The sequence below is a fragment of the Aquipseudomonas alcaligenes genome (genome assembly GCF_003205495.1).
Taxonomy (GTDB): domain Bacteria; phylum Pseudomonadota; class Gammaproteobacteria; order Pseudomonadales; family Pseudomonadaceae; genus Aquipseudomonas; species Aquipseudomonas alcaligenes_B.
Genome location: NZ_QJRX01000011.1, coordinates 98,318 through 117,860, shown reverse-complemented (window position 1 = coordinate 117,860; position 19,543 = coordinate 98,318). Strand labels below are relative to the sequence as shown.

23 protein-coding genes are annotated in these 19,543 nt (G+C 57.2%); 10 read left to right on the top strand and 13 right to left on the bottom strand.

Annotation, left to right across the window (positions count from 1 at the left end):
- Window positions 1–3: 3 nt before the first annotated feature.
- The 4 genes from DMO17_RS18780 (at window position 4) to DMO17_RS18770 (ending at window position 3,163) form a co-directional block, all read left to right on the top strand.
- Window positions 4–615 carry a LysE family translocator gene (locus DMO17_RS18780; protein WP_110684008.1) on the top strand — a complete coding sequence of 204 codons (612 nt, stop codon included), beginning with the start codon at window positions 4–6 and terminating at the stop codon, window positions 613–615.
- Window positions 616–960: 345 nt separating this feature from the next.
- Window positions 961–2,097, top strand: coding sequence for a hypothetical protein (locus tag DMO17_RS19640; RefSeq protein WP_146224940.1), 1,137 nt, complete (start codon window positions 961–963; stop codon window positions 2,095–2,097).
- A gap of 160 nt (window positions 2,098–2,257) precedes the next feature.
- Entirely contained in the window at window positions 2,258–2,947 is a 690-nt protein-coding gene (locus DMO17_RS18775; protein ID WP_110684007.1) for an inovirus Gp2 family protein, read from the top strand.
- A gap of 18 nt (window positions 2,948–2,965) precedes the next feature.
- Window positions 2,966–3,163 carry a helix-turn-helix transcriptional regulator gene (locus tag DMO17_RS18770; protein WP_309146490.1) on the top strand — a complete coding sequence of 66 codons (198 nt, stop codon included), beginning with the start codon at window positions 2,966–2,968 and terminating at the stop codon, window positions 3,161–3,163.
- Window positions 3,164–3,314: 151 nt separating this feature from the next.
- Here the strand turns inward: DMO17_RS18770 and DMO17_RS18765 are convergent, their stop codons facing one another.
- From DMO17_RS18765 to gspE, 12 genes are all read right to left on the bottom strand, one after another.
- Window positions 3,315–3,626, bottom strand: a complete 312-nt coding sequence (locus tag DMO17_RS18765; protein ID WP_110684005.1) for a cupin domain-containing protein — start codon at window positions 3,624–3,626, stop codon at window positions 3,315–3,317.
- 28 nt (window positions 3,627–3,654) lie between these two features.
- Window positions 3,655–3,939 (bottom strand): hypothetical protein, encoded by a 285-nt coding sequence (locus DMO17_RS19955; protein WP_110684004.1) that lies wholly within the window; start codon window positions 3,937–3,939, stop codon window positions 3,655–3,657.
- A 62-nt stretch (window positions 3,940–4,001) separates the two neighbouring features.
- Entirely contained in the window at window positions 4,002–4,208 is a 207-nt protein-coding gene (locus tag DMO17_RS18755; RefSeq protein ID WP_110684003.1) for a hypothetical protein, read from the bottom strand.
- Window positions 4,209–4,480: 272 nt separating this feature from the next.
- Complete coding sequence (gene gspM, locus DMO17_RS20160) at window positions 4,481–4,966, bottom strand: type II secretion system protein GspM (protein ID WP_110684002.1); 486 nt, start codon at window positions 4,964–4,966, stop codon at window positions 4,481–4,483.
- Window positions 4,956–6,104, bottom strand: coding sequence for a type II secretion system protein GspL (gene gspL / locus DMO17_RS18745; RefSeq protein ID WP_110684001.1), 1,149 nt, complete (start codon window positions 6,102–6,104; stop codon window positions 4,956–4,958). The genes gspM and gspL overlap by 11 nt, the downstream gene beginning before the upstream one ends.
- Window positions 6,101–7,063 (bottom strand): type II secretion system minor pseudopilin GspK, encoded by a 963-nt coding sequence (gspK, locus tag DMO17_RS18740; protein ID WP_110684000.1) that lies wholly within the window; start codon window positions 7,061–7,063, stop codon window positions 6,101–6,103. The genes gspL and gspK overlap by 4 nt, the downstream gene beginning before the upstream one ends.
- A complete protein-coding gene (gene gspJ / locus DMO17_RS18735) occupies window positions 7,060–7,683 on the bottom strand; it encodes a type II secretion system minor pseudopilin GspJ (RefSeq protein WP_110683999.1) in 624 nt (207 codons plus the stop codon). The genes gspK and gspJ overlap by 4 nt, the downstream gene beginning before the upstream one ends.
- The gene (gene gspI, locus DMO17_RS18730) at window positions 7,680–8,069 is read right to left on the bottom strand and encodes a type II secretion system minor pseudopilin GspI (protein WP_110683998.1); all 390 of its coding nucleotides are present in this window, start codon (window positions 8,067–8,069) and stop codon (window positions 7,680–7,682) included. Before gspI ends, gspJ begins: the two co-directional genes overlap by 4 nt.
- Window positions 8,066–8,590: a type II secretion system minor pseudopilin GspH gene (gene gspH / locus DMO17_RS18725; RefSeq protein ID WP_110683997.1), complete on the bottom strand. Its 525-nt coding sequence runs from the start codon at window positions 8,588–8,590 to the stop codon at window positions 8,066–8,068. The genes gspI and gspH overlap by 4 nt, the downstream gene beginning before the upstream one ends.
- A 6-nt stretch (window positions 8,591–8,596) precedes the next feature.
- Window positions 8,597–9,019, bottom strand: coding sequence for a type II secretion system major pseudopilin GspG (gspG, locus tag DMO17_RS18720; RefSeq protein WP_110682057.1), 423 nt, complete (start codon window positions 9,017–9,019; stop codon window positions 8,597–8,599).
- Window positions 9,020–9,024: 5 nt separating this feature from the next.
- A complete protein-coding gene (gene xcpS, locus DMO17_RS18715; protein ID WP_110683996.1) occupies window positions 9,025–10,239 on the bottom strand; it encodes a GspF family T2SS innner membrane protein variant XcpS in 1,215 nt (404 codons plus the stop codon).
- Complete coding sequence (gene gspE, locus DMO17_RS18710) at window positions 10,239–11,720, bottom strand: type II secretion system ATPase GspE (protein ID WP_181418825.1); 1,482 nt, start codon at window positions 11,718–11,720, stop codon at window positions 10,239–10,241. The genes xcpS and gspE overlap by 1 nt, the downstream gene beginning before the upstream one ends.
- A gap of 290 nt (window positions 11,721–12,010) precedes the next feature.
- Between gspE and DMO17_RS18705 the strand changes: the two genes are divergently transcribed.
- From DMO17_RS18705 to DMO17_RS18695, 3 genes are all read left to right on the top strand, one after another.
- Window positions 12,011–12,781 (top strand): YhfC family glutamic-type intramembrane protease, encoded by a 771-nt coding sequence (locus tag DMO17_RS18705; RefSeq protein ID WP_110683994.1) that lies wholly within the window; start codon window positions 12,011–12,013, stop codon window positions 12,779–12,781.
- Between the two features lie 7 nt (window positions 12,782–12,788).
- On the top strand, window positions 12,789–13,235 hold the full coding sequence (locus DMO17_RS18700; RefSeq protein ID WP_181418824.1) for a GNAT family N-acetyltransferase: 447 nt from the start codon (window positions 12,789–12,791) through the stop codon (window positions 13,233–13,235).
- A 66-nt stretch (window positions 13,236–13,301) separates the two neighbouring features.
- Complete coding sequence (locus DMO17_RS18695; RefSeq protein ID WP_110683992.1) at window positions 13,302–13,709, top strand: hypothetical protein; 408 nt, start codon at window positions 13,302–13,304, stop codon at window positions 13,707–13,709.
- Here the strand turns inward: DMO17_RS18695 and pdxR are convergent.
- The gene (gene pdxR / locus DMO17_RS18690) at window positions 13,696–15,162 is read right to left on the bottom strand and encodes a MocR-like pyridoxine biosynthesis transcription factor PdxR (protein WP_258371575.1); all 1,467 of its coding nucleotides are present in this window, start codon (window positions 15,160–15,162) and stop codon (window positions 13,696–13,698) included. The genes DMO17_RS18695 and pdxR overlap by 14 nt on opposite strands.
- Before the next feature lie 99 nt (window positions 15,163–15,261).
- Here pdxR and DMO17_RS18685 point away from each other — a divergent pair, with 99 nt between their 5' ends.
- From DMO17_RS18685 to DMO17_RS18675, 3 genes are all read left to right on the top strand, one after another.
- Window positions 15,262–15,720 (top strand): GNAT family N-acetyltransferase, encoded by a 459-nt coding sequence (locus DMO17_RS18685; protein WP_110683990.1) that lies wholly within the window; start codon window positions 15,262–15,264, stop codon window positions 15,718–15,720.
- Between the two features lie 266 nt (window positions 15,721–15,986).
- The gene (locus DMO17_RS18680) at window positions 15,987–17,912 is read left to right on the top strand and encodes an EAL domain-containing protein (RefSeq protein WP_110683989.1); all 1,926 of its coding nucleotides are present in this window, start codon (window positions 15,987–15,989) and stop codon (window positions 17,910–17,912) included.
- The gene (locus DMO17_RS18675; RefSeq protein ID WP_110683988.1) at window positions 17,912–19,501 is read left to right on the top strand and encodes a helix-turn-helix domain-containing protein; all 1,590 of its coding nucleotides are present in this window, start codon (window positions 17,912–17,914) and stop codon (window positions 19,499–19,501) included. The genes DMO17_RS18680 and DMO17_RS18675 overlap by 1 nt, the downstream gene beginning before the upstream one ends.
- Window positions 19,502–19,543: the final 42 nt, after the last annotated feature.

The window sequence follows — 19,543 nt, the reverse complement described above, 5'->3', positions numbered from 1 at the left end:
AAAATGACTGAGTGGATGGCAGTAGTCATAATTACTATTTTGGCTGTAATTAGTCCGGGGCCGGACTTTGCGATGGTGTCTCGTAACGCGCTTGTCTTGTCTAGGCGTGCTGGAGTATTGACCGCGATAGGTATTGGCTTGGGAGTGCTGGTGCATGTCGCCTATACACTTGTTGGTATAGGTGTTTTGCTTCAGGGGTCCAGCTTAGCTTTCGGGGTTTTGAAGTTTTGTGGTGCGGTCTATTTGGTTTATTTGGGTGTAAAGATGTTGCGCTCAACACCGGCTGTGCAAGTTTCTGGCGGGGAAAGTAAGGCTATTTCGGATGTGCAGGCTTTGCGAGTTGGCTTTTTAACTAATGCCCTCAATCCTAAAACGTCAATATTCATTGTCAGTCTTTTTCTTCAGGTGGTGAGTCCTGGTACAAGCAAGATGGTCCAGGTAGGGTACGGTCTATATATTTCGCTCGCGCATGTGGTCTGGTTTTCTCTGGTTGCCGTATTTCTTGCTGCAGGTCCAATTCGAGAGCGTATCCTCAGCAAGGGGCATTGGATTGATAGAGTTTTTGGGTTTTTTCTTGTGGGCTTCGGTGTGAGTCTTGCTATTCCTTTTGCGTAGTAATCAGTCTCATCACTGCCAATATTCGATGTCAGTAAAGTGCCTTCATGATGAATGTAGGCGGTGAAGGATTTGGATGGGGCTGCAGGTGGAGGTTGCGGCCTTCTGGCTGGTTCCTCGCTGAGAGCTTGGGAGAGGCTGATGCTAAGGGGGCTCTCTAAATCATCGTTCGAATGGCGGCGGACATGACTATGGCCAAAGTCGTACGGGTGAAAATGGTATAAAGCTCTAAATTGCTGCTCTGTGAGCGATGATGAGGCCAAGCGTCATCTGATTTGAGGAGGGAGTATGGTGGGGGGCTATGCTAGTAGGTGGGCTTTGAAGGTGCTCTTATGGACGGAGCAGATGCCGCTCAAAAGCCGTTATCTCTGTTATCGGCTGATTCGGCTGCAGGATTTTAGAAAGCCTGGCGAGCTGGAAATCTCCAACGTTGCCAGGCTGGCCAAGCAGGTAGGGTGTAGCAAGTCTGCGATAAGTACTTGCTTGGAAGGGCTTGTGCTGGCGCAGATTCTTGTGTGTGAAAAGAGACGCACGCGAGGTCGACCTTTACAGGTTTATTCTTTCACAGAGTACTTTATCAAGCGTAGGGCTTTAGTTGGTAATGAACTGGCTGCTGAATGGATTTACAAGGTTCTTGATTGTGGTGTGAGCGCGAGACAACGCAGTGGGGAGGATGTAGGGAGTGATAAATATCGTGACCTTACGGATCCTGAGCGGTGCCTTCTAGCCCTTGCTTGGTTTGAAGTGTCAAAGCGGGGCGTTCTGTATCTTAGCGCTCAAGAATTGGCCTCAAAAACCTCTATGGATAGGTCGAGGGTGCAGAGTCTTATCAGATCTCTGGTGGGGAAGGGTTTTCTGGAGGAGCATGCTGGGGGCGCATTAGTGCTGCGAGGGTCGCGGCGCGAAAAACTATATTCGTTGCTCGGAGATTCGTTTGTAAGTGGTTTTGAGTATGGCTGTAAGCGCGATGTGTTCTGGAGTGGCTTTTCAGTGCAGGATCGTGAGGAGTGTATAGATGTCTTGCAAAGAAGGAATCTGGCCTTTGCTTTAAACGACTTAGATAAACTTAGCTGCCTTCTCTATCAGTGGTGTATGCTTGTTTCTAGGTATTACCCATGCGGGCGTTCTTTCTTGGAGCGGCAGCAGCAGGTTGTGATGCAAAGGTCATTGCTGGAAGTTTGCGGTTTCTCTTTTCCTGTTGCAGGATTTCATGGGATTGAAAGCATGGATCTTAAGGTAATGAGTCATTTGGATCGACTTGTTTTAGATCTTGTTGAGGATCTTGCGCATCGCATGGTCTCGAAGCTGGGGTTTCATTTTTCTGATGCCATTATGTCTATGCCTGTCTCTCGAACTGAATGGGCGCTTGTAAGTTGTAGGCCTGTAGAGGTGGCTGGGGCTTTATATATTCGAACTTCTCTTGTTTTTTCTGGCAAGGAACTGGCTGATAAGTTCGGAGTTGAGAAAATGGAGATTTCATAGCCTCGTGCCCGCCAGCTGGGCGGCGCACCTGTCATCATCCAAAAAATAGTGTTGGTTAGTTAGTATTATTGTCCTCCTCCTAATGCCTGGGCTCAGTGCAAAGCTGTAATCGGCTACGGCAGTGAGCAGTTCCTATGGATCAATCCACAGGAGCTTATCCATGTACCTACCAGTTCCAGAAACAGCCACCAAGTGGCGAGGGCTGCCCGTCCAGTTTTCCCAGGGGGATCTGAACGAAACCTACCTCCACCGCATTCACAATCTGCTTGAGGCCTCTTTGGCCATCCACGCTCGTTGGAGCGTCATTCGCGTAGATCTCAGAGCTCCTCAGGGGCAAGACCTCCCTGCCGGTGCCATCACCGATTTTATCGAATCGCTGAAGGCGCAGCTGGAGCACGAAGCCAAGAAAAAACGTCGGAGTGGTAAGAGGGCTTACCAGCCAATGCTTCATTACCTCTGGGTTCGTGAGCAGGCGATGGCGGAGCATCCGCACTACCACGTGGCTCTGTTGATCAATCGCGATGCGCATTTCACAACTGGCAACTATGGGCTGCTGCATCAGGAGGGAGCCGACTATAGCCAAAGCCTGGCAGGGCGGATTTGTAAGGCCTGGGGGTCAGCTTTGGGAATAGAGTGGCAACAGGCTCTTCCTGGCGTGCATTTTCCGCAGACCCCCGTCTCTGAGCTGCAGCTTCAGGGGACCGACTTTGGCGAGCAGTACCTGCGAGTCTTCTACCGGCTGAGCTACTTTGCGAAGCATCAGAGCAAGGTCTCGGGTGCGGCTCATCGCAACCTCGGTATGAGTCAGCTGACTCATCTTCAAGCGCGACGGGTCTGGCCTATTCCATGAGTGAATCCATGGAGTCTGATGATGAGACTGATACGTTTGAAAGAGGTTATGGCGATGACTGGCCTGGCAAGATCCACGGTGTACAAGGCGATTCAGGACGGCGCCTTTCCCGCGCCCGTTCCGCTAGGTGCGAAGGCAGTCGCGTGGGTGGAGGCAGAGATTCTGGAGTGGATCCAGGCGCGGGTAAGTGCCAGGGATCGCTTAGCTGCACATTAGGCTGGGGATGCTGGGCGTCCTGACGGACTGGACGCTCAGTCGAGAATGGCACTCTCCGCACCACAGAGTGCCATTTACCATCCACATTAGAAGCCTCGGAGCCGGTTCTATCTTGAGCTCCGAGGCGCCTTGCGCAATTCAACATGCGCTTTCAGACACTGCCCTCCGTCTCGACCACCAGAATTCTTGATGGAACGATGGGATGGGCTACATGCTCCGTACCGATCGTGGAGTGGAAGATGTCACCGGCTTTCAGGTGAGCGACATGCACCTCATTGTCGACCCGATAGTGCATGTCGACCTCGCCATCCATCACTGCAAAAACCTCTTCCCCATCGTTCACGTGCCACTTGTATGGTTGATCAGTCCAGTGGAGCCGCACGCTAATGCCATTGAGTCGGGTGATGTCCATGGCTTCCCAAGCGGTAGTGCCGTTAAACAAGGTAGATCGAATAATTCTCATGATTGTCAGGCCTCCCCCTTCGGGTAACTCAGTGCCCCTTCGAGGACAGATGCTGTTCGATCATGCGCTCATCCACATCCTCTGCATAGCAGATGGGCCCATAGCCACCTTGCCTGCTGTATGCGCTGCGTTTACCGCATCTGCTGCCATTAGCTGCAAGGTTGTAGGGGCAGGGGCAATTTCCCGGGTAGCGTGAAATCGACTCCTGAATGATCTCGCGTACAGCTCTTTGGCGGGCTTCCTCGGAGTGGCTCTCCGCTACAGAAAGGCTAGGGATTAAGAGTAGCAATATAAGGGCAAATTTTTTGTTCATGATTTTATCATTATCTTGGGCGTAGTTATCCTCAGGGGGCAAAAGTGCCCCCTGAGTCGTACTTATTCGGTGTTGTCAGGTGTTTTAAATATCTGCAGCCAATAGCGGCCTGGCTTGCTGGTGGGAGGGGCTTTTTCGAAGTCTCGGATGGTGCAGTACCTGCCATAGCGGCCGGTTAGTGAGCCCGAGTAAGGATTAATTGTGCACTCTTGAAAAGAGCCACCATTGCGCTCGGTTTTGTCGCCGGGGGCCAAAAGTACATTGTCCATTTACAATCACCTCTTGTGGCTTGTTTTGGTGTTGCCGGGTGATTGTAGGTTCGTGGTTTATTGGTTTTTTGCTCGAACTTCAGCGTGTGTCGAAATTTGCATGGTTTGATAGCGGCTAAAATTTAACTGGCCATTTTTTTGTTAAAAATTAGAGCGTTACGAACTTCCCGGGTTGCGGGAGCAACTTCACTTGCACAAATTGAGATAGGGCGCTTGAGCTGGCAGGCAGTCGCTCTCAGTCAGAACTTCTACGTCTGATGCTGCTGGCAGGCCTAGGGGATAAGCCGAAACTCTCCGACAAGGCCTCCCTCTGCGTTTTTCGCGATTTGCGCCTCCTCGATTCGGGCACCATGGCTTTCAACATGGTTGAGCCACTGCAGGAGCCGATCAAATGGGCCGCGGATATTCAGCCGCAAAGCACCATCATTGGCTTGATCAAGGCTATCGATTGACAGCCCCTGAGTTGTTGCGCTGCGAGTGACCAGGCCATGTAGTGCTGAGGGTGGTAGGGATGGCTCAGACTGGCTTGCGGCGATTTGCGCAGCATGCCGGCGAAGATAGTCATGCAGTTCTTGCTGGGATTTGAGATGTAGCGCGGCCAGTTCTTTTTGACGCTCCACGGGGCTCCATATAGCGCTATGGGCCAGTAATAGAAGTGCTAAGAGGCCGACTGGCGCCAGTATTCTCCGGTGGGGGCCAGGTAAATTGATCCACTTCGCGTGCAGTGCTAACCGAAGCTGTTGGAGTTTACTTCTCATGTGGCGCCTCAATGATCATGCTGGCAGTGACTCCGCGTGCTTCTCGGTTGGCTGAGTCCATGGAGACTGGGTGACCTTGTCTGTGCAGGCGGCTTTTCAGGCGCTCAAGCGTCGCGAAGTCTGGGGCTTGAAGCTGTATCGCGAGGCTTTGGCTTTGAGCTTTGAAATCCAGCTGCCGGATATCGATTCGAGCCCTTTCTTGAGTGATTGCAGTAGCAACCACATCCAAGGCCTTCAGGAAGCTGCCTTGTCTGTTGCTCTGGGCTTGGCTCAGGTGCTCATCGAACTGGGCGCGAAGGTTGATGATCTTCAGGTCCTGCGGGAACAGACGCCGATAGATCTCTTCGTTTGCTTGGGCGTAACGATCACCTTGATATTGCAGGTAGAGGGCTTGTGCCAGGTTTGAGGTCCACAAGATGGCCACCGTGACGGCGAGTGTCCAAGTAATGTAGGTCCAGCTACCCAGCTTTTTTCCAGGCTCTTGTCTGGCATATGGTCCTATCGCCAGGTTCGTGCCGGGTTTCTGTTTGGCGAGCCAGGCCAGCGGTTGTAGTACCTGCTGGCCTGACTCGATGGTTCCAGGTGCCGGTCGTTTGTTTTCCCAATACGCATGCCGAGGGCGGGGGCAATGCTCGCTGAGCTCAGCCCAGCCTTCTGCTCCGATCACGAGGCGGATCTCGCGCTCAATCCCCACAAGCCAGCGATTGCCCATACACAGCAATCGAGTGCCCTCGCCCGGCAGGAGATCTGCGTCTACGGCAATCTCGTGGGGCGGATTGTGAGTGCACAGGCCAATCCATTCTTCTAGCCAAGTCTTGCGGACCGCAAAGACGCTATGCCGCCCATCAGGCAGTTTCTGACCGACACACAGGTGGAAAAGCTCGACCTCCTCAATCAAGTGCTCTTCGACGGCATAGGGCAGGGCCTTCTGAACCAGATTGGGGCGAGTCTGGGGGAGGTGCACGGCGCATACGGTAACTGCTTCAACAGGTAGCACTAACCGCCATGTTTCAGGGCTAAGAGGTATTGCTGATATGAAGGGCAGTACTTGGCAGTCTTCATCATCGACTCGCCAGACGGGTAGATCTGCCTTTGCGTTGGTGCATGCCTGTGGAGGAAGGAATAGGGTCACGCTCATCGCTTGTTGTCCTCGATGGGCTGAAGTGAATAGGCGTCCTGTCCCAGATCACGAGCAAGCAAGCGAACGCGGCCGTTATGGCCGCGCTGTACATAGCTCGTGAGTACCTGGCGATGCTCACCCAGCTCCACCATGGTGGTGACACGAAAGAACTGGCTAGATACGGCCAATCCTCGCGTAGTGGCTCCGTACTCATTCAGATGCAGTGGTATGACATTAAGGTCGGGGTACCCGTCCCGGTCTCGGCCATTGATGAGTGTTTGCAGGACAGCCTCTGGTATGCCCTCTCCCAAGGCCCCCAGCACATGTCTGCTGGCTGTGTTCACATTCAATGCTGTCTCCGGCGGGAGTGCGCTGACAAAGGGCTCTAGGCGCTGGTATTCAGAGAAGGTCATCCCCGCGAGTAGGCGGAGTTCGGAGGTATCGGCTATCTCGCCAGAGCCAGTGCGATAGGCCGGTTGAGCGAGCAGGTACTGGGCGTCTTCGCTACTCGATTCGGTGCTGGGGTTCTGGTCGGTATCCAGCCAGTCCTTCAGGCGTAGTGCGTAGACCTCAGGTAGGTCGAGTCGATGAAGCAGGCGCTGCATCCTCAGCAGCGCAAGCTCGCCGTTGACGCCTCGCTGCGCCAGGCTGTTGAGATTGAAGCGTCCGGCCATGTCCTCGATATGCAGGGTCAGGGCGCCACCGTCATCGAGAGGGAAATGCAGGTTGGGGTTTGCCCATTCTTCGCCCGGGTGATCTACCGGTAGCACGCTACCCTGGCGAAGGTCTCGAGCCAGGATAGCCATCGCCAATCGCTCACCGCCTTGGGCGTAATAGATAGCCTGGCGCGCTTGCAGTTGATTGCTCAGGCTGCGAATCGTTAGGTGTTGCCGATGCATCAGCGCCGCGCTGACGGCTGTGGCCAGGGCCACGACCAGCAGCACTGTGATGAGTGCTACACCCTTTTGGTTCTTCATTCTTCGTGATCCTCGAGGGGCTCTGGCAGAGCCCATACACGGCGCAGCTCACCGTAATGGCGGTGCTCGACGACCAGTTCGACGGCACGCGGCAGCTGGGTCAGGGCCTCGTCGGCAGCACTGTTGGCCGGCGGCCAGTCCTGCAGCCAGCGCCCCTCCTGGTCGAGAAAGCGCAAGTCGAAGCGGCGCACGCCATCCAGCGCCTGCTGCACCCGCGGCTGGCTGTCCTGGGCCTGGTCCAGCACCGTCCAGTAGGCGCGCTGCCAGCGCTCGCCTTCGAGCTGCCAGCGCACCCGCTGCAGGGTGGCGCGCGGCTGGCCGAGCGGGTTGCGCCAGCCGCTGCGGGTGAACTCCAGCTGGGTATCGCGGCCACTGCTGCCGCGCAGGGCCGGCAGCAGGTCGCTCAGCGGGTCGCGCACCGGGCGCAGGCGCACCTGCAGCAGGTCGCGTTCGAAGGCCGCCATGGCCCGCGTCAGCTCGCGCAGGCGCTGCTCCTGCTGGCGCTGGCCGCGATCGGTCTGCAGCACGCTATCGAGCATGCGGTAGGTGGCCATGGCCAGCAGGGCGAAGATGGCGATGGCGATCAGCACTTCCAGCAGGGTGAAGCCGCGCTGCCTCATGGCTCGACCCCGACGAAGCCACTCAGGGTCACCAGGGCATGGTCTTCGATCTTGCCCTGCAGCCCGCGCTCCGGCCGCAGGGCCACCCGTACGGTGACACGCAGCATCTCTGGCTCGCTGGTGGCCTGCACCTCGCTCTGCCACAGCCAGCGCCGCCCAGCGTAGTTCTCCTCGCCCTGCTCGCGGCCCTCGCCCGGCGGCACGTCGGCCAGCTGCAGTTCCTGCAGACGGTTGTCCGCCAGCCAGGTGGCGAAGGTCTTGTCCTCCAGGCGTGCGGCGGTCTTCAGCGAGCGGGCGCTGGCGCTGAGCACGCTGGCGGCGACCACGGCGAAGATCGCCAGGGCCACCAGCACCTCCAGCAGGGTGAAGCCGCGGATGAGCTTCATCGGGACTTTTCCTGCTGCAGCTCGGGCTCGGCGAAGCCGTCGCTGACCAGCGTCAGTACCGGCGCGCCGCGCTCGCGGCCGGCAGACAGGCGCAGGGTGAAGGGGGTCAGCTCGCCACTGGAGAGCAGCAGCAGCTGTGGCGCCTTGGCCACGGCTTTGTCCTGCTCACCACGGGCGGCGGGCAGCCCGACACTTTGCTCGTCGACCTCGATCTCCAGCTCGAGCCACTCCGGCAGCTCGTGCACGCGCTCGTCGAGCGGCTCCCAGCGCGCCGTGCGCGGCTCGAAGCGCAGCACCCGGTAGCTCCGGGCGTCGAAGCGTACACCATACTCGCGGTTGTCTAGCACCGCCTCGTCGAGCAGCACCCGCAGCAGCGACTGCAGGCGCTCGGCCTCGTCCGCCAGCTTGCGCGCGGGGCTGCTGGCGATCCCGCTGCCGAGCACGGCGAGGCCGGTGAGCACACCGAGCAGCACCAGCACCACCAGCAGCTCGATCAGGGTGAAACCGCGCGCTCGCTGCATCGCGAGTCAGAGATCCCAGTTGCCGATGTCGGCGTCGGTCCCCTCGCCGCCTTCCTGGCCGTCGGCGCCCAGCGAATACAGGTCGATCTTGCCGCGGGTGCCCGGCGACAGGTACAGGTACTGGTTGCCCCAGGGGTCGACCGGCAGCTTCTTCAGGTAGCCCTCGGCGTTCCAGTTCTTCGCCGCCGGCGTGCCGGTGGGTTTCTTCACCAGGGCCTCCAGGCCCTGCTGAGTGCTCGGGTAGTTCTGGTTGTCCAGCTTGTACATGTCCAGCGCCGCGCCGATGGCGCGGATGTCGTTCTGCGCCGCGGTGACCTTGGCCTGGTCCGGGCGGCCCATCACCTGCGGCACCACTAGGGCGGCGAGAATGCCGAGGATGACCACCACCACCATGATCTCGATCAGCGTGAAGCCTTTCTGTTTGTACATCGCTATCAACCCACCAGTTGGTTCAGAGAAAGAATCGGCAGCAGGATGGCCAGCACGATCACCAGCACCACCGCGCCCATGAATACCAGCATGAACGGCTCGAACAGCCCCACCAGCAGGCCGATGGTGGCCGCCAGGTCGTTTTCCTGGTTGCGCGCCGTGCGCGCCAGCATCTGGTCCAGCTCGCCGGAACGCTCGCCGCTGGCAATCATGTGCAGCATCATCGGCGGGAACTGCCGGCTGGCTTCCAGAGCGCGCGACAGGCTGCCGCCCTCGCGCACGCGCTGGGTGGCGTTGGCCACGTCGCTGCGAATGATCAGGTTGGACACCACCTCGGCGCCGATGGCCAGCGCCTCCACCAGCGGCACGCCGCTGCGCACCAGGATGGCCAGGGTCGAGGCGAAACGCGCCGTCTCGGTGGCGGCGATCAGCCCACCGACCAGCGGCACGCGCAGCAGGAAGGCGTGCCAGCGCCGGCGCAGATCCTCGCTGCGCAGGGCGCGGCGAAAGGCGATCACGCCGAGCACCGCCAGGACGATGGCCAGGGCGCCCCAGGACTTGACCAGCTCGCTGAGGAAAATAAGCCCGCGGGTCAGCGCCGGCAGGGTCTGCCCGGAGTCGACGAACACCCGCACCACATCCGGCACCACGTAGCCGAGCAGAAAACCGACGATGCCCAGCGAAGCGAGCATCAGGATCACCGGGTAGAGCAGCGCCATCTGGATCTTCTGCCGCGACTGCTGGCGCTGCTCGGTGTAGTCGGCCAGCTGCTCCAGCACCGGCGCCAGGTGCCCCGCATGCTCGCCGGCCGCCACCGTGGCGCGGTACAGCTCGGGGAAGGCCGCCGGGTAGGAGGCCAGGGCCTTGGCCAGGCTGTGGCCCTCGAGCACCTTGCCGCGCACCGCCAACAGCATCGACTGGATGCGCGGCTGGCGCGACTGCGCGGCGGCGGCGCGCAGCGCCTCCTCGATGGGCAGCGCGGCGCCGATCAGGGTCGCCAGCTGGCGGGTGACCAGCGCCAGGTCGCGGGCCGACAGGCCACGGCGCAGGCTGAAGCCAACACCCTCGGCCTGCTCCCTGCGCTGTACCGGCTCGACCTGCAGCGGCGACAGCTGTTTGTCGCGCAGCAGCTGGCGCACCTGGCGGGCGCTGTCGCCCTCCAGTACCCCTTTCTGCTGGCGACCCCTGGCATCCAGGGCGATGTATTCGAAGGCGGCCATCAGTCTTCCCGGGTCACGCGCAGCACTTCTTCCAGGGTTGTAACCCCTTCCAGCACCTTGCGCCGGCCGTCGTCACGGATGCTCGGGCCGAGGCTACGGGCGTGGCGCAGCAGCTCCTGCTCGCCGACGCCGTTGTGCACCAGGGTGCGCATCTGGTCGTCGAAGATCACCAGCTCGTAGATGCCGGTACGGCCGCGGTAGCCCTGCTGGTGGCACTCGGGGCAGCCCTTGGCGTGGTAGATCAGCGGCTGGCTGTGCGGGTCGAGGCCAAGCAGGCCGCACTCGGCCGCGTCGGCCGGACGCGCCTCGCGGCAGTGCACGCAGAGCACGCGCACCAGGCGCTGGGCCAGCACGCCGAGCAGGGAAGAAGACAGCAGAAAGGGCTCGACGCCCATGTCGACCAGGCGGGTGACGGCGCCGACGGCGCTGTTGGTGTGCAGGGTGGAGAGCACCAGGTGGCCGGTCAGCGAGGCCTGCACGGCGATGTCGGCGGTTTCCTGGTCGCGGATCTCGCCGACCATCACTACGTCCGGGTCCTGGCGCAGGATGGCGCGCAGGCCGCGGGCGAAGGTCATGTCCACCCGCGGATTGACCTGGGTCTGGCCGATGCCTTCCAGGTAGTACTCGATCGGGTCTTCCACCGTGAGGATGTTGCGCGAGCGGTCGTTGAGGGTGACCAGGCCGGCGTACAGGGTGGTGGTCTTGCCCGAGCCGGTGGGGCCGGTGACCAGGATGATGCCGTGGGGCTTGCGCAGGTTCTCGTCGAGCAGACGGCGGTCGCGCTCGCTCATGCCCAGGTGTGTAAGCGACAGGCGCCCGGCCTGCTTGTCGAGCAGACGCAGCACCACCCGCTCGCCATTGGCCGACGGCAGGGTGGAAACACGGATGTCGACCTCGCGGCCGCCGACCTTGAGCGAGATGCGCCCGTCCTGCGGTACGCGCTTCTCGGCGATGTCCAGGCGCGCCATGACCTTGACCCGCGACACCAGCAGCGCGGCCAGCTCGCGGCGCGGCTCGATCACTTCGCGGAGGATGCCGTCGACGCGAAAGCGCACCACCAGACGTTTCTCGAAGGTTTCCAGATGGATGTCGGAGGCGCCGGCCTTGATCGCCTCGCTGAGGATGGCGTTGATCAGGCGGATGATCGGCGCGTCGTCCTCCTGCTCCAGCAGGTCACCGGATTCGGGAGTGAGCTCGGCCAGGCTGGCCAGGTCGAGCTCGGCACCCAGGCCCTCGGCCATCTGCCGCACTTCGGAGGAATCGCGCTGGTAGGCCAGGGCCAGCTCCTGCTCGAAGGCCTCGGGCTCCAGCCAGTGCAGCGGCAGCACACGACCGGCGAAACGCTGGGCCTCCTGCACGGCCGCCAGGCTGGCGCCCCGACGCACCTGCAGCTGGGCCTGGCCGAGGGGCTCGCGCAGCAGCACGCCGTGGCGCTTGGCGAAGTGGTAGGGGATGGAGCGTGAGAGAGAGGAGTGCTTCATAAGACAAGGCGAGCCAGACATGACCTGAGCACGCCCGAAAGAGGGAAAAACAATGGCGGCGATGTTAATCGGGGCGACGGGAATGGAGACCACTCAAGAGTGCATCTGGGCAGGCTTTTGCACTGGCTGTGTGGAAGGTGGGGCTGGGGCGACAGTGCAGGCCTAGTGGTGGATGAGGCTGCGTGCCTTACAAATCGTGCAAAAGAGACTGTTAAGAGTGCGGTTCCTAGCCTCGCGGGCGTTGGCATTAATAGCGCTGTGATAGCTTCGGCCGCCTGTAAAAGCCTCAGATGTACGTTGTGATGAGCGGTGTTGTATTAGCCCATGTGGCTGCCTATGTCTTGATGCTCACTATCGGTGCCTATTTTGTCCATTGGGCCCGAATACTGACTGGTGGGCGTTGGCAGCATTTTTTGATCGGTGCTGCGGGCTTTGCCCTGGCGGCGCTGCTTTTAAAGCCGGTTATTAACGCTGGTATCAGTCTGTATACCAGCGATGCTTCGGTCTGGATTCGGGCCGTTAGCTATGCCCTTGCTGCCGCGTCGGCAGAGACTGGGGTTAAGGCGCTTTTGCTGTTGTTTGTTATGCGGAACCTACAGCACTACCAGTTCAAGGCCATGGCCCTATGTGCCGCTGTTGGGTATGCATTGGCTGAGGTGGTGGTGGTTGGATTTGTGGCCAGTGCTGGGGATCTGTATCTGAGACTAAATCCCCAGGTGCTGAGCGCCGTGATGCAGTCTATTGAGAGCGTACAGGATCAGCAGGTGCTGTCTGCGCGCATCAGTCTGCTATCCGAATTGACGGCTTGGCTCATGCTGTTGGAGCGCCTCGGTGTAGTGGTGTTGCAAGCCGGCCTTTTTGCTTTGGTCTATCTGAGCATATCAAAAGGTCAGCTCCATTATTTTGGGGCGGCAGTTGCTGCCCATTTCCTTATTGATGTACCTGCGGCCATGTACCAATTAGGTCAGATCGACTTGATGGCTGTTGAGATGTGGTTGCTGGTCCTGGTCATGATTTCAGTGTCGTTTATCTATCGATTCTGGAGTGAGCTTGATGCTTGAGCGACCAATGGATGCTGTAGAGGTAGTGCAGTTCGCGCCAGAAGACCTTGAGGTGTGTCTAGGTCTCTGGGCGGAGGCCGTTGCCATCACTTATGCATTTCTCTCGGATGAGGCCATCCAGCATCAGCGAAAGGTTGTAGCGCGGCTTTCAGGCGTCGACACCTACATCGCTCGGGTGCGTGGCCTCGTCGTTGGCTTTGTCTCGATTAATAACTTCAGCCTGCTGGGGTTGTTTGTGACTCCTGCCTTTCAGCGTCGAGGAATAGGTAAAGCACTGGTAGAGCACGTTGCTCAGTGCGCTCCGAGACTTTCTGTTGTGGTCTATCAAAGCAACATAGGTGCTTTAGCGTTTTATCGAAAGTTAGGCTTTGATATGACTGATGTCCGAAACATGGATGGGGATGGGTTTCCTTACCCAGTTTTCGAGATGAGGCGAGGTATTTGGGATGCGTAGGAATATCTTGGCGAGCAACCGAATCCTCAAAAGTGATACTAATGGTCGGCAAAGAAGATTTTTGTGATGTGGAAGGGTAGTGGTTCAACCAAGTCGCAAGAAGACGTTTTCTCGATTGCTCATGTCCTGCTTGAGTTCTCGGCCGATCTGGATCGCGTCTTTGTCTACAAAGTGGCGAAGATTATTTATGGCTCGCTGGATACCGCTGTGGGTGGTCTATCGCAGCAGCTGAAGGTGCGGCGAATAAACTCCATCAGCAGCATTAACCTCATACTGACCTTGGAGCATCAGTGCGAGCACCAAAAGAAAATTGACGTCAGTCGCATCGTGTTGAAGCGCCTGGAGAAGGCTGGACTGAGGGTTAAGAACTTCTCGATCGAGATGAAGGCGCCTGGTGATGCAGGGCGCCTGGGCTCGAGAGTCTCAATGTGCATTCCGACAATCGACTTTCAGCGCTGGTCTAAGGTTTCCTGACAGTCTCGAGCCACCCCAAGATTGCCATACACATCTGTGGGGCCATGCGGTTAATTTCCTGCCCGGTTACCAAGCCGATTCCAAGCAGTAGGCCCGTCGTCGAGCTCTGCTTGGTCAAGTCGCTGATAGGTGCAGTATGAAAGCCATGACCGAATAGGTAGCGCGACAAGGCTTTGTCATCGATAGGGCTCTTCGAGATAAGGGCATACTGCAAGCCACCCTTGGGGGGGATCAAGTGGAAGACCTCCTTGAGGGCCGGCTGGAGCAGACTGTAGAGGAGGTCCATCCTCTGGCTGTACTCGGCAGTCATCTTTTTGATGTGCTTTCTGAAGAGGCCTAGCTCGAGAAAGTCCGCCAGTGCCACCTGAACATGTACGGGTACGCTATGCCCGGATAGCGCGGCGATCGACTCCGCGGCTTGCGTCAGGTGCTTGGGAGCGATGAGGTAGGCTGTGCGCAGCCCAGGCGCCAGCGTTTTGGAGAATGTCCCCACGTAAATGACATTCCTGCCCTTATCGAGACCTTGCAGGCTCGCAATGGGAGCCCCGTCGAATTGGAAGTCACTGTCATAGTCGTCCTCGACGATCAGTGCTCCGTGCTCGCGTGATAGCTCAAGCAGGTTCAGCCTTCTCTCCAGTGAGAGCATGGCGCCGGTTGGGTATTGGTGGGACGGGCTCACGTAAATGAGCTTTGGCTGGCCCGGCAGGTTATCGAAATTGGCGCCGAACTGATCTACGGGCGCGCGCTCAATGGCCCCATCGTACGCTTGAACCAGGTTGATAAAACCGGGGTAGCCCGGGTCTTCTGCCCACACACAATCACCATGTACCAGCGCAAGCTTAGCGATGACATCGAAGGCTGCCTGTGAGGACGGAACGATGATGACTTGCTCGGGCTCAGCCGTGACGTAGCGCGCGTGAGAAACGTGTTCAATGATCTGTGCTTTGAGGGGCGTGTGCCCCGTGTAGCCGCAATAGCTGAGGTCATAATTTACGCGCCTCTTGATGGCGCGTGTGAGGCAGGCATTCCACTCTTCTTTGGGAAACAGACTGATGTCTGGTAGACCAGGTCTGAATGCAGTTAGCGAAATGGCTGTGGGCGGGTCGCTGTTGTGCCAGCGATCAAGGTTGAGGTGTTCGGTGCTTGGGTGCGGAGGCTCATCTAGGCTCGCATGCCGAGCATGCTTGAAGTGCTCAGATGCCACGGAGGAGACCCGGGTCGCAGCCCCCTGAGACGCCTCGAGGTAGCCCTCCATTTTCAGCTGGTCGAAGACGTCGACGACGGTCGAACGCGACATTCCCAGTTCCGTTGCAAGGCGTCTTGTCGAGGGTAATTTAGTGCCCGAGGGAAGCTTTCCTTGGACGATGAGCTCACGCACTTTCAGGTAGAGAGCGTCGCGGCTTGATCGGGTCTGAGTGCTGGATTCAAGCCCCAGCAGAGAGGTGAATGGCAACAACTGGTCTGGGGCTTCTGGCTGAAGTGGATCTGGCAGAGTCTAGGGAGGCTGTAGAGGATTGCAATGCCATGTGGCATGTAACCCAAGGAACAAACCGTGACCCTAACCGTAAGCCGAGCAGGTATTGATGATATCGATGCTGTTTGCTCTCTTTTCTCTGGCTACTTGGCGTTCTATGGCGTCGAGCGCGATGCCGGTGCCGTACGCGATTACCTGGCTGCAAGGCTGGGTGCCAATGAGTCGGTGATCTTCCTCTGCTCTGATGGTGCGGGCCGCAATGTCGGCTTTGCTCAGCTGTATCCCTCGTTCAGCTCTCTTGGCTTGCAACGTATCTGGATCCTCAACGATCTGTTCGTTGAGGAGGCCAAGCGCGGTCTCGGTGGCGGCCTGGCATTAGTTTTGGCTGCTCAGGGGTTTGTTGTCCGCAATGGACAGCAACGCTTGGTGCTCGAGACGGCGGTTGATAATGCGGCAGCCCAGGCGCTCTATGAGCGCTGCGGTTTCGAGCTCTCAACTGGCTTTCACTCTTACTGCTGGACTGCCCCCCGGTCCTGATGCAGAGCCTAGTGGCTGCTGCCTTTGCGCACTTAATTAGCCGCAGATGCGTCGGATGGTGGCCCCTGAGTTGAGCCACCATCCATCGGTGCACAGAACGTTTTGATTGAAAAAATTATCGTGCTGCATTAATTTCTAGATGCTTTGCATGATTCTATCTTCGTAGTGGGCATGCCCGGAGCGCAAATGGACGGTCCCAGGACCGGCTGCTGGAATGCATTTGCGTCATAACCGATACGGGTATCTGCCCGAGGAGCGGTATCAAGATGTTCATCCTCTTTGCTCTGGTGGTCGCCTCAGCGGCTGCGTGGCTCTGGGTCAAGATCCTTTCACCAATGGTGAGTGAGTGGGTCGCGCACTACAGAATCAGGAAAATGAATACACCAAGCTATGCAGCTTTCAGACTCGCCAAGTTGGCGCGGGAGCGCGTGGCTTTGCTCTACAAGCAAGAGGGGCTGTGGAGCGGCAAAACCAGCAGTGCACTGAAGGCGTGGTGTGGTTTAGATGAGCTCGAGCTCAATCGTTGTGTGAACGCCAGGTATAGGGCGTCCTTTTTGAGGGCTCTGAGTCTTGCACTGAAACATGGACAGACCACGGTGCGAGTACTGGATGATGCATGCATCAAGACCCTTAGCCTGCGGCTGGTCCGCGATGAGGCGCGTGAAGACGTCGTCTATTGCTACATCGATGAGGTCGAAAGAGGGCTGGAGCTTGCCTCACTTAAATGGAGTGTTCTGGTGGGCGAAGAGGGCCTTCAGGCGCAGTCACTACTCTTCTTGCGAGTGATGCAGGACGCTTCTTGTGTGGAGCTGTTCGAGTACGAAAAAGCTATCGCCCAGCTTTCGCGACGAGCCGAAGTGGTGGCATGCGTTGTCGCGAACAACGTCATTTGTCTGCGTCTGGAGCCTGCGCTGATCGCCGAGCGTCTTGAGGACTATGTCTGCAGCCTGAAGCGCGAAGTGAGGGATCTGCTCAACGATAGCCTGAGTGTGGCCGATGGCTACTGGTTGCCCGGATGGCTCTTTGGCGTTTTAGGAGAGGCTAAGGCTTTTGGTCTCGTTAAGCGCTGGCGATACAAAGCAGGTGACTTCAATGGCCTTGAGTATGCCTCTTTTGACCAGGGTGTGCCGGAGCATGTGGTCGAGTCACTTCGGCTTCCGCGCGTCCGGTTTGCTCTACAGCCATTGGTGGATCTCAGGCACGGAAGCGTGTGCGGATTTGAGCTGCTTTGTCGGGGCGTTGATGAGGTCGGAGAGGTCGCTGCAGCGGATCTGCTAAGGCTCTATGGCTTGCATGGCTGTGATTTCTACATCCTCTCCAAGGCGCTGGAGACATCTGCTTGGATGTTGAATGCCCTGACTCTCAATGAGTCCACGAAGTTCATCGTAAATGTTGATGCCAAGATGCTTGGCCACTCTCGTTTCTTTCAGCACCTCTCAGAGGCCATGCTGCGCTTCTCGATCAATCCTAGGCGATTGGTCATTGAGCTGGTTGAGGACAGCTCAATTGCCAGCTATTCGCAGATTGAGCAGAGCATTTCAAAAATTCGCTCCCTGGGCGTGGACCTCTCCATCGATGACTTTGGTAGAGGGTTCTCCAGTATTTCGCGTGTAGCCAACCTGGAATGGACCTGCATCAAGTTCGAGGCCGATATCTTTTTTGCGCCTGATGCTTCGCCTTTTATTAGAAAGGTTTATGCGGAGATTAAAAAGTATGCGAAAAGGCGTGGTGCCAAGGTCGTGCTTGAGCGCGTAGAGAGTACTGAAGAGTTGCTGCGCATTCTTGATGAAGGAAATGAAGTCGATTGCGTGCAGGGTTATTGCTTTGCTAAGCCTATGTATGCTGAAGAGTTGGTGAGTGGCTTTAAGAGATTGCAGCAGGAAGTTAAAGAGAAGCTTGGCGGCCTTACCCAATCGCATTCAATTTACGATATCTCTCATGTCGATGTAGCTGATCTCGAAGGTATGGAGGAGTTGGCTGAGCTGACACCTAAAGAGCGCTTGGTTTTGCTGCAGGTGGTCAAGGGCAAGGACTACACCGCCATAGCTGTGGAACAGGGGATCAATTACGCAACCATTGCCTGGCACATGAAGAAGATTTTCGTGAAGTTGGGGGTCTGCAACAAAACTGAGGCAGTGTCCTATGTGACCGGTTTGCTGATGGGCGATGGAAAGTCGCTGAGGGCTTCCTGATGCTAAATTTTGTACTGGCAGGTTGCTTCTCGCTTTTTGCTTACTATGGCTATATGCCGTCGCACTTTGCACTGGCGATGGCACTGATCTCACTGCTTTTGCCCGTTATGGCCCGCATACTTCATCTAGCTGGGTGGATTTCCAAGCAACAGGCTGGCTTGCTGTTGCAGGTGCTGATGGTAGTCGTCCTCTCGGGCAATTCATTTGGGCTTTACCCTGTACTGGCCATTGGTTTAGTGGGGCTGCTGCAGATCGGTTTTTGGCGTTCTCCCCTTCTTTTAATGGCCATTGGCGTGTGGTGCGAGGTTTACTTCGCCTCCGCCTCAGGTGAAGAGCAGCAGGATGTTGTTTTGGTTGTCTCCTGGCTGCTCTGTGCAGTTGGTACGCTTGCCATGTTGATGGATCTGTCAGGTTTCAGGCAGAAATTTCAAGGTAACTATTTACTCAAGAAGTTCGCTACACGAGAAGGTCTGGCTAACGTATATGTGGTTGATGGTGTTCTCGGTTATGAGGAGCTGACAAGCTTCTCCTGCAAGAAATTGCATGCTATGGCTGAGTGCGATCAAGGTTGTGAAAGTGTCCGTCTTTTCCTGCGAGACTCAACAAGCTTTTTGTTTGAGGTGAAGGTCGATCGTGGCTTTTACACGAAGAATATTTACCTGAGAGAGGTGCAGCGTAAAGCGGGTGAGGGCCTATCTGATGGGCAGGAGGGGCATAGTGTTGAGCATGACTGGTCTGATTTGATTACGCTCAAGGCAAAGCCTTTATTCAACTGCACTACGGGTGAGTGCGAGGGCGCTGCTTTTGACCTGTATACCAGTCGCAGTCAGCTGAGCTTGGTTGGTGATGAGGTTGCCCTGGAGCGAAAGCTATGTGCGCATGTTGAGGCCATAGCCGACAAACTGAGGCAGGAGGTGGTTTTTCTACGCTCGCCGCTGCTGATTATCCGCTCAGAGCTCTCTATGTCACAGTTCGTCAGTGACCTTTGCTGTGAGCTCAGGGCGAGCTGCTGTCGTGTGATCCAATTGGTGGCCAGTGAAGAGCAGGCTGCATCTGTTAGGTCCTTTGATATTCCCTGCCTCATGGACATCCTTAATGGCGACCATGTGGCTGCTCATGCCATTGATGAGACGTATGACCTTTTGTACGTGAATCTCCAGTCACTGCAGCGTCTGGATGACGCTTTTGTTGGGCTATTGTGGCAGCTGGTGGCCTCGCTCAAGGAGGAGAGAGCAGTGGGTGTTATTACCCAGGGCATGCTAGCTGAACTTCAAGAGCAACAAATATATGATCACTCTGATTATTTCATAATCGATGATGAGGCTTGGTCTTTAGATGTCATTCGCGAAGCGCCGCGATCATTGATGAAGGTGTCGAAAGGGCATGTGCCCGTTCAGGCGCCAGACTGGACAAAAGATATTGATCTTATTCGGTTGGCGTCTAATGGTCTCACCAACAAAGAAATCGCTGGTATGCTCAATATTTCTCAGCGCACCGTGGCGTACAGGCTGAAAGATATCTACAAGCGAGTGGATGCGAAGGGGAGGTCCGACGCGATCGCCAAACTTAAAGTGCTCGGTGTTGTGTAGGGCATTTAATTTCCATTCTCGTTGTGCTAATATCCACAAGTT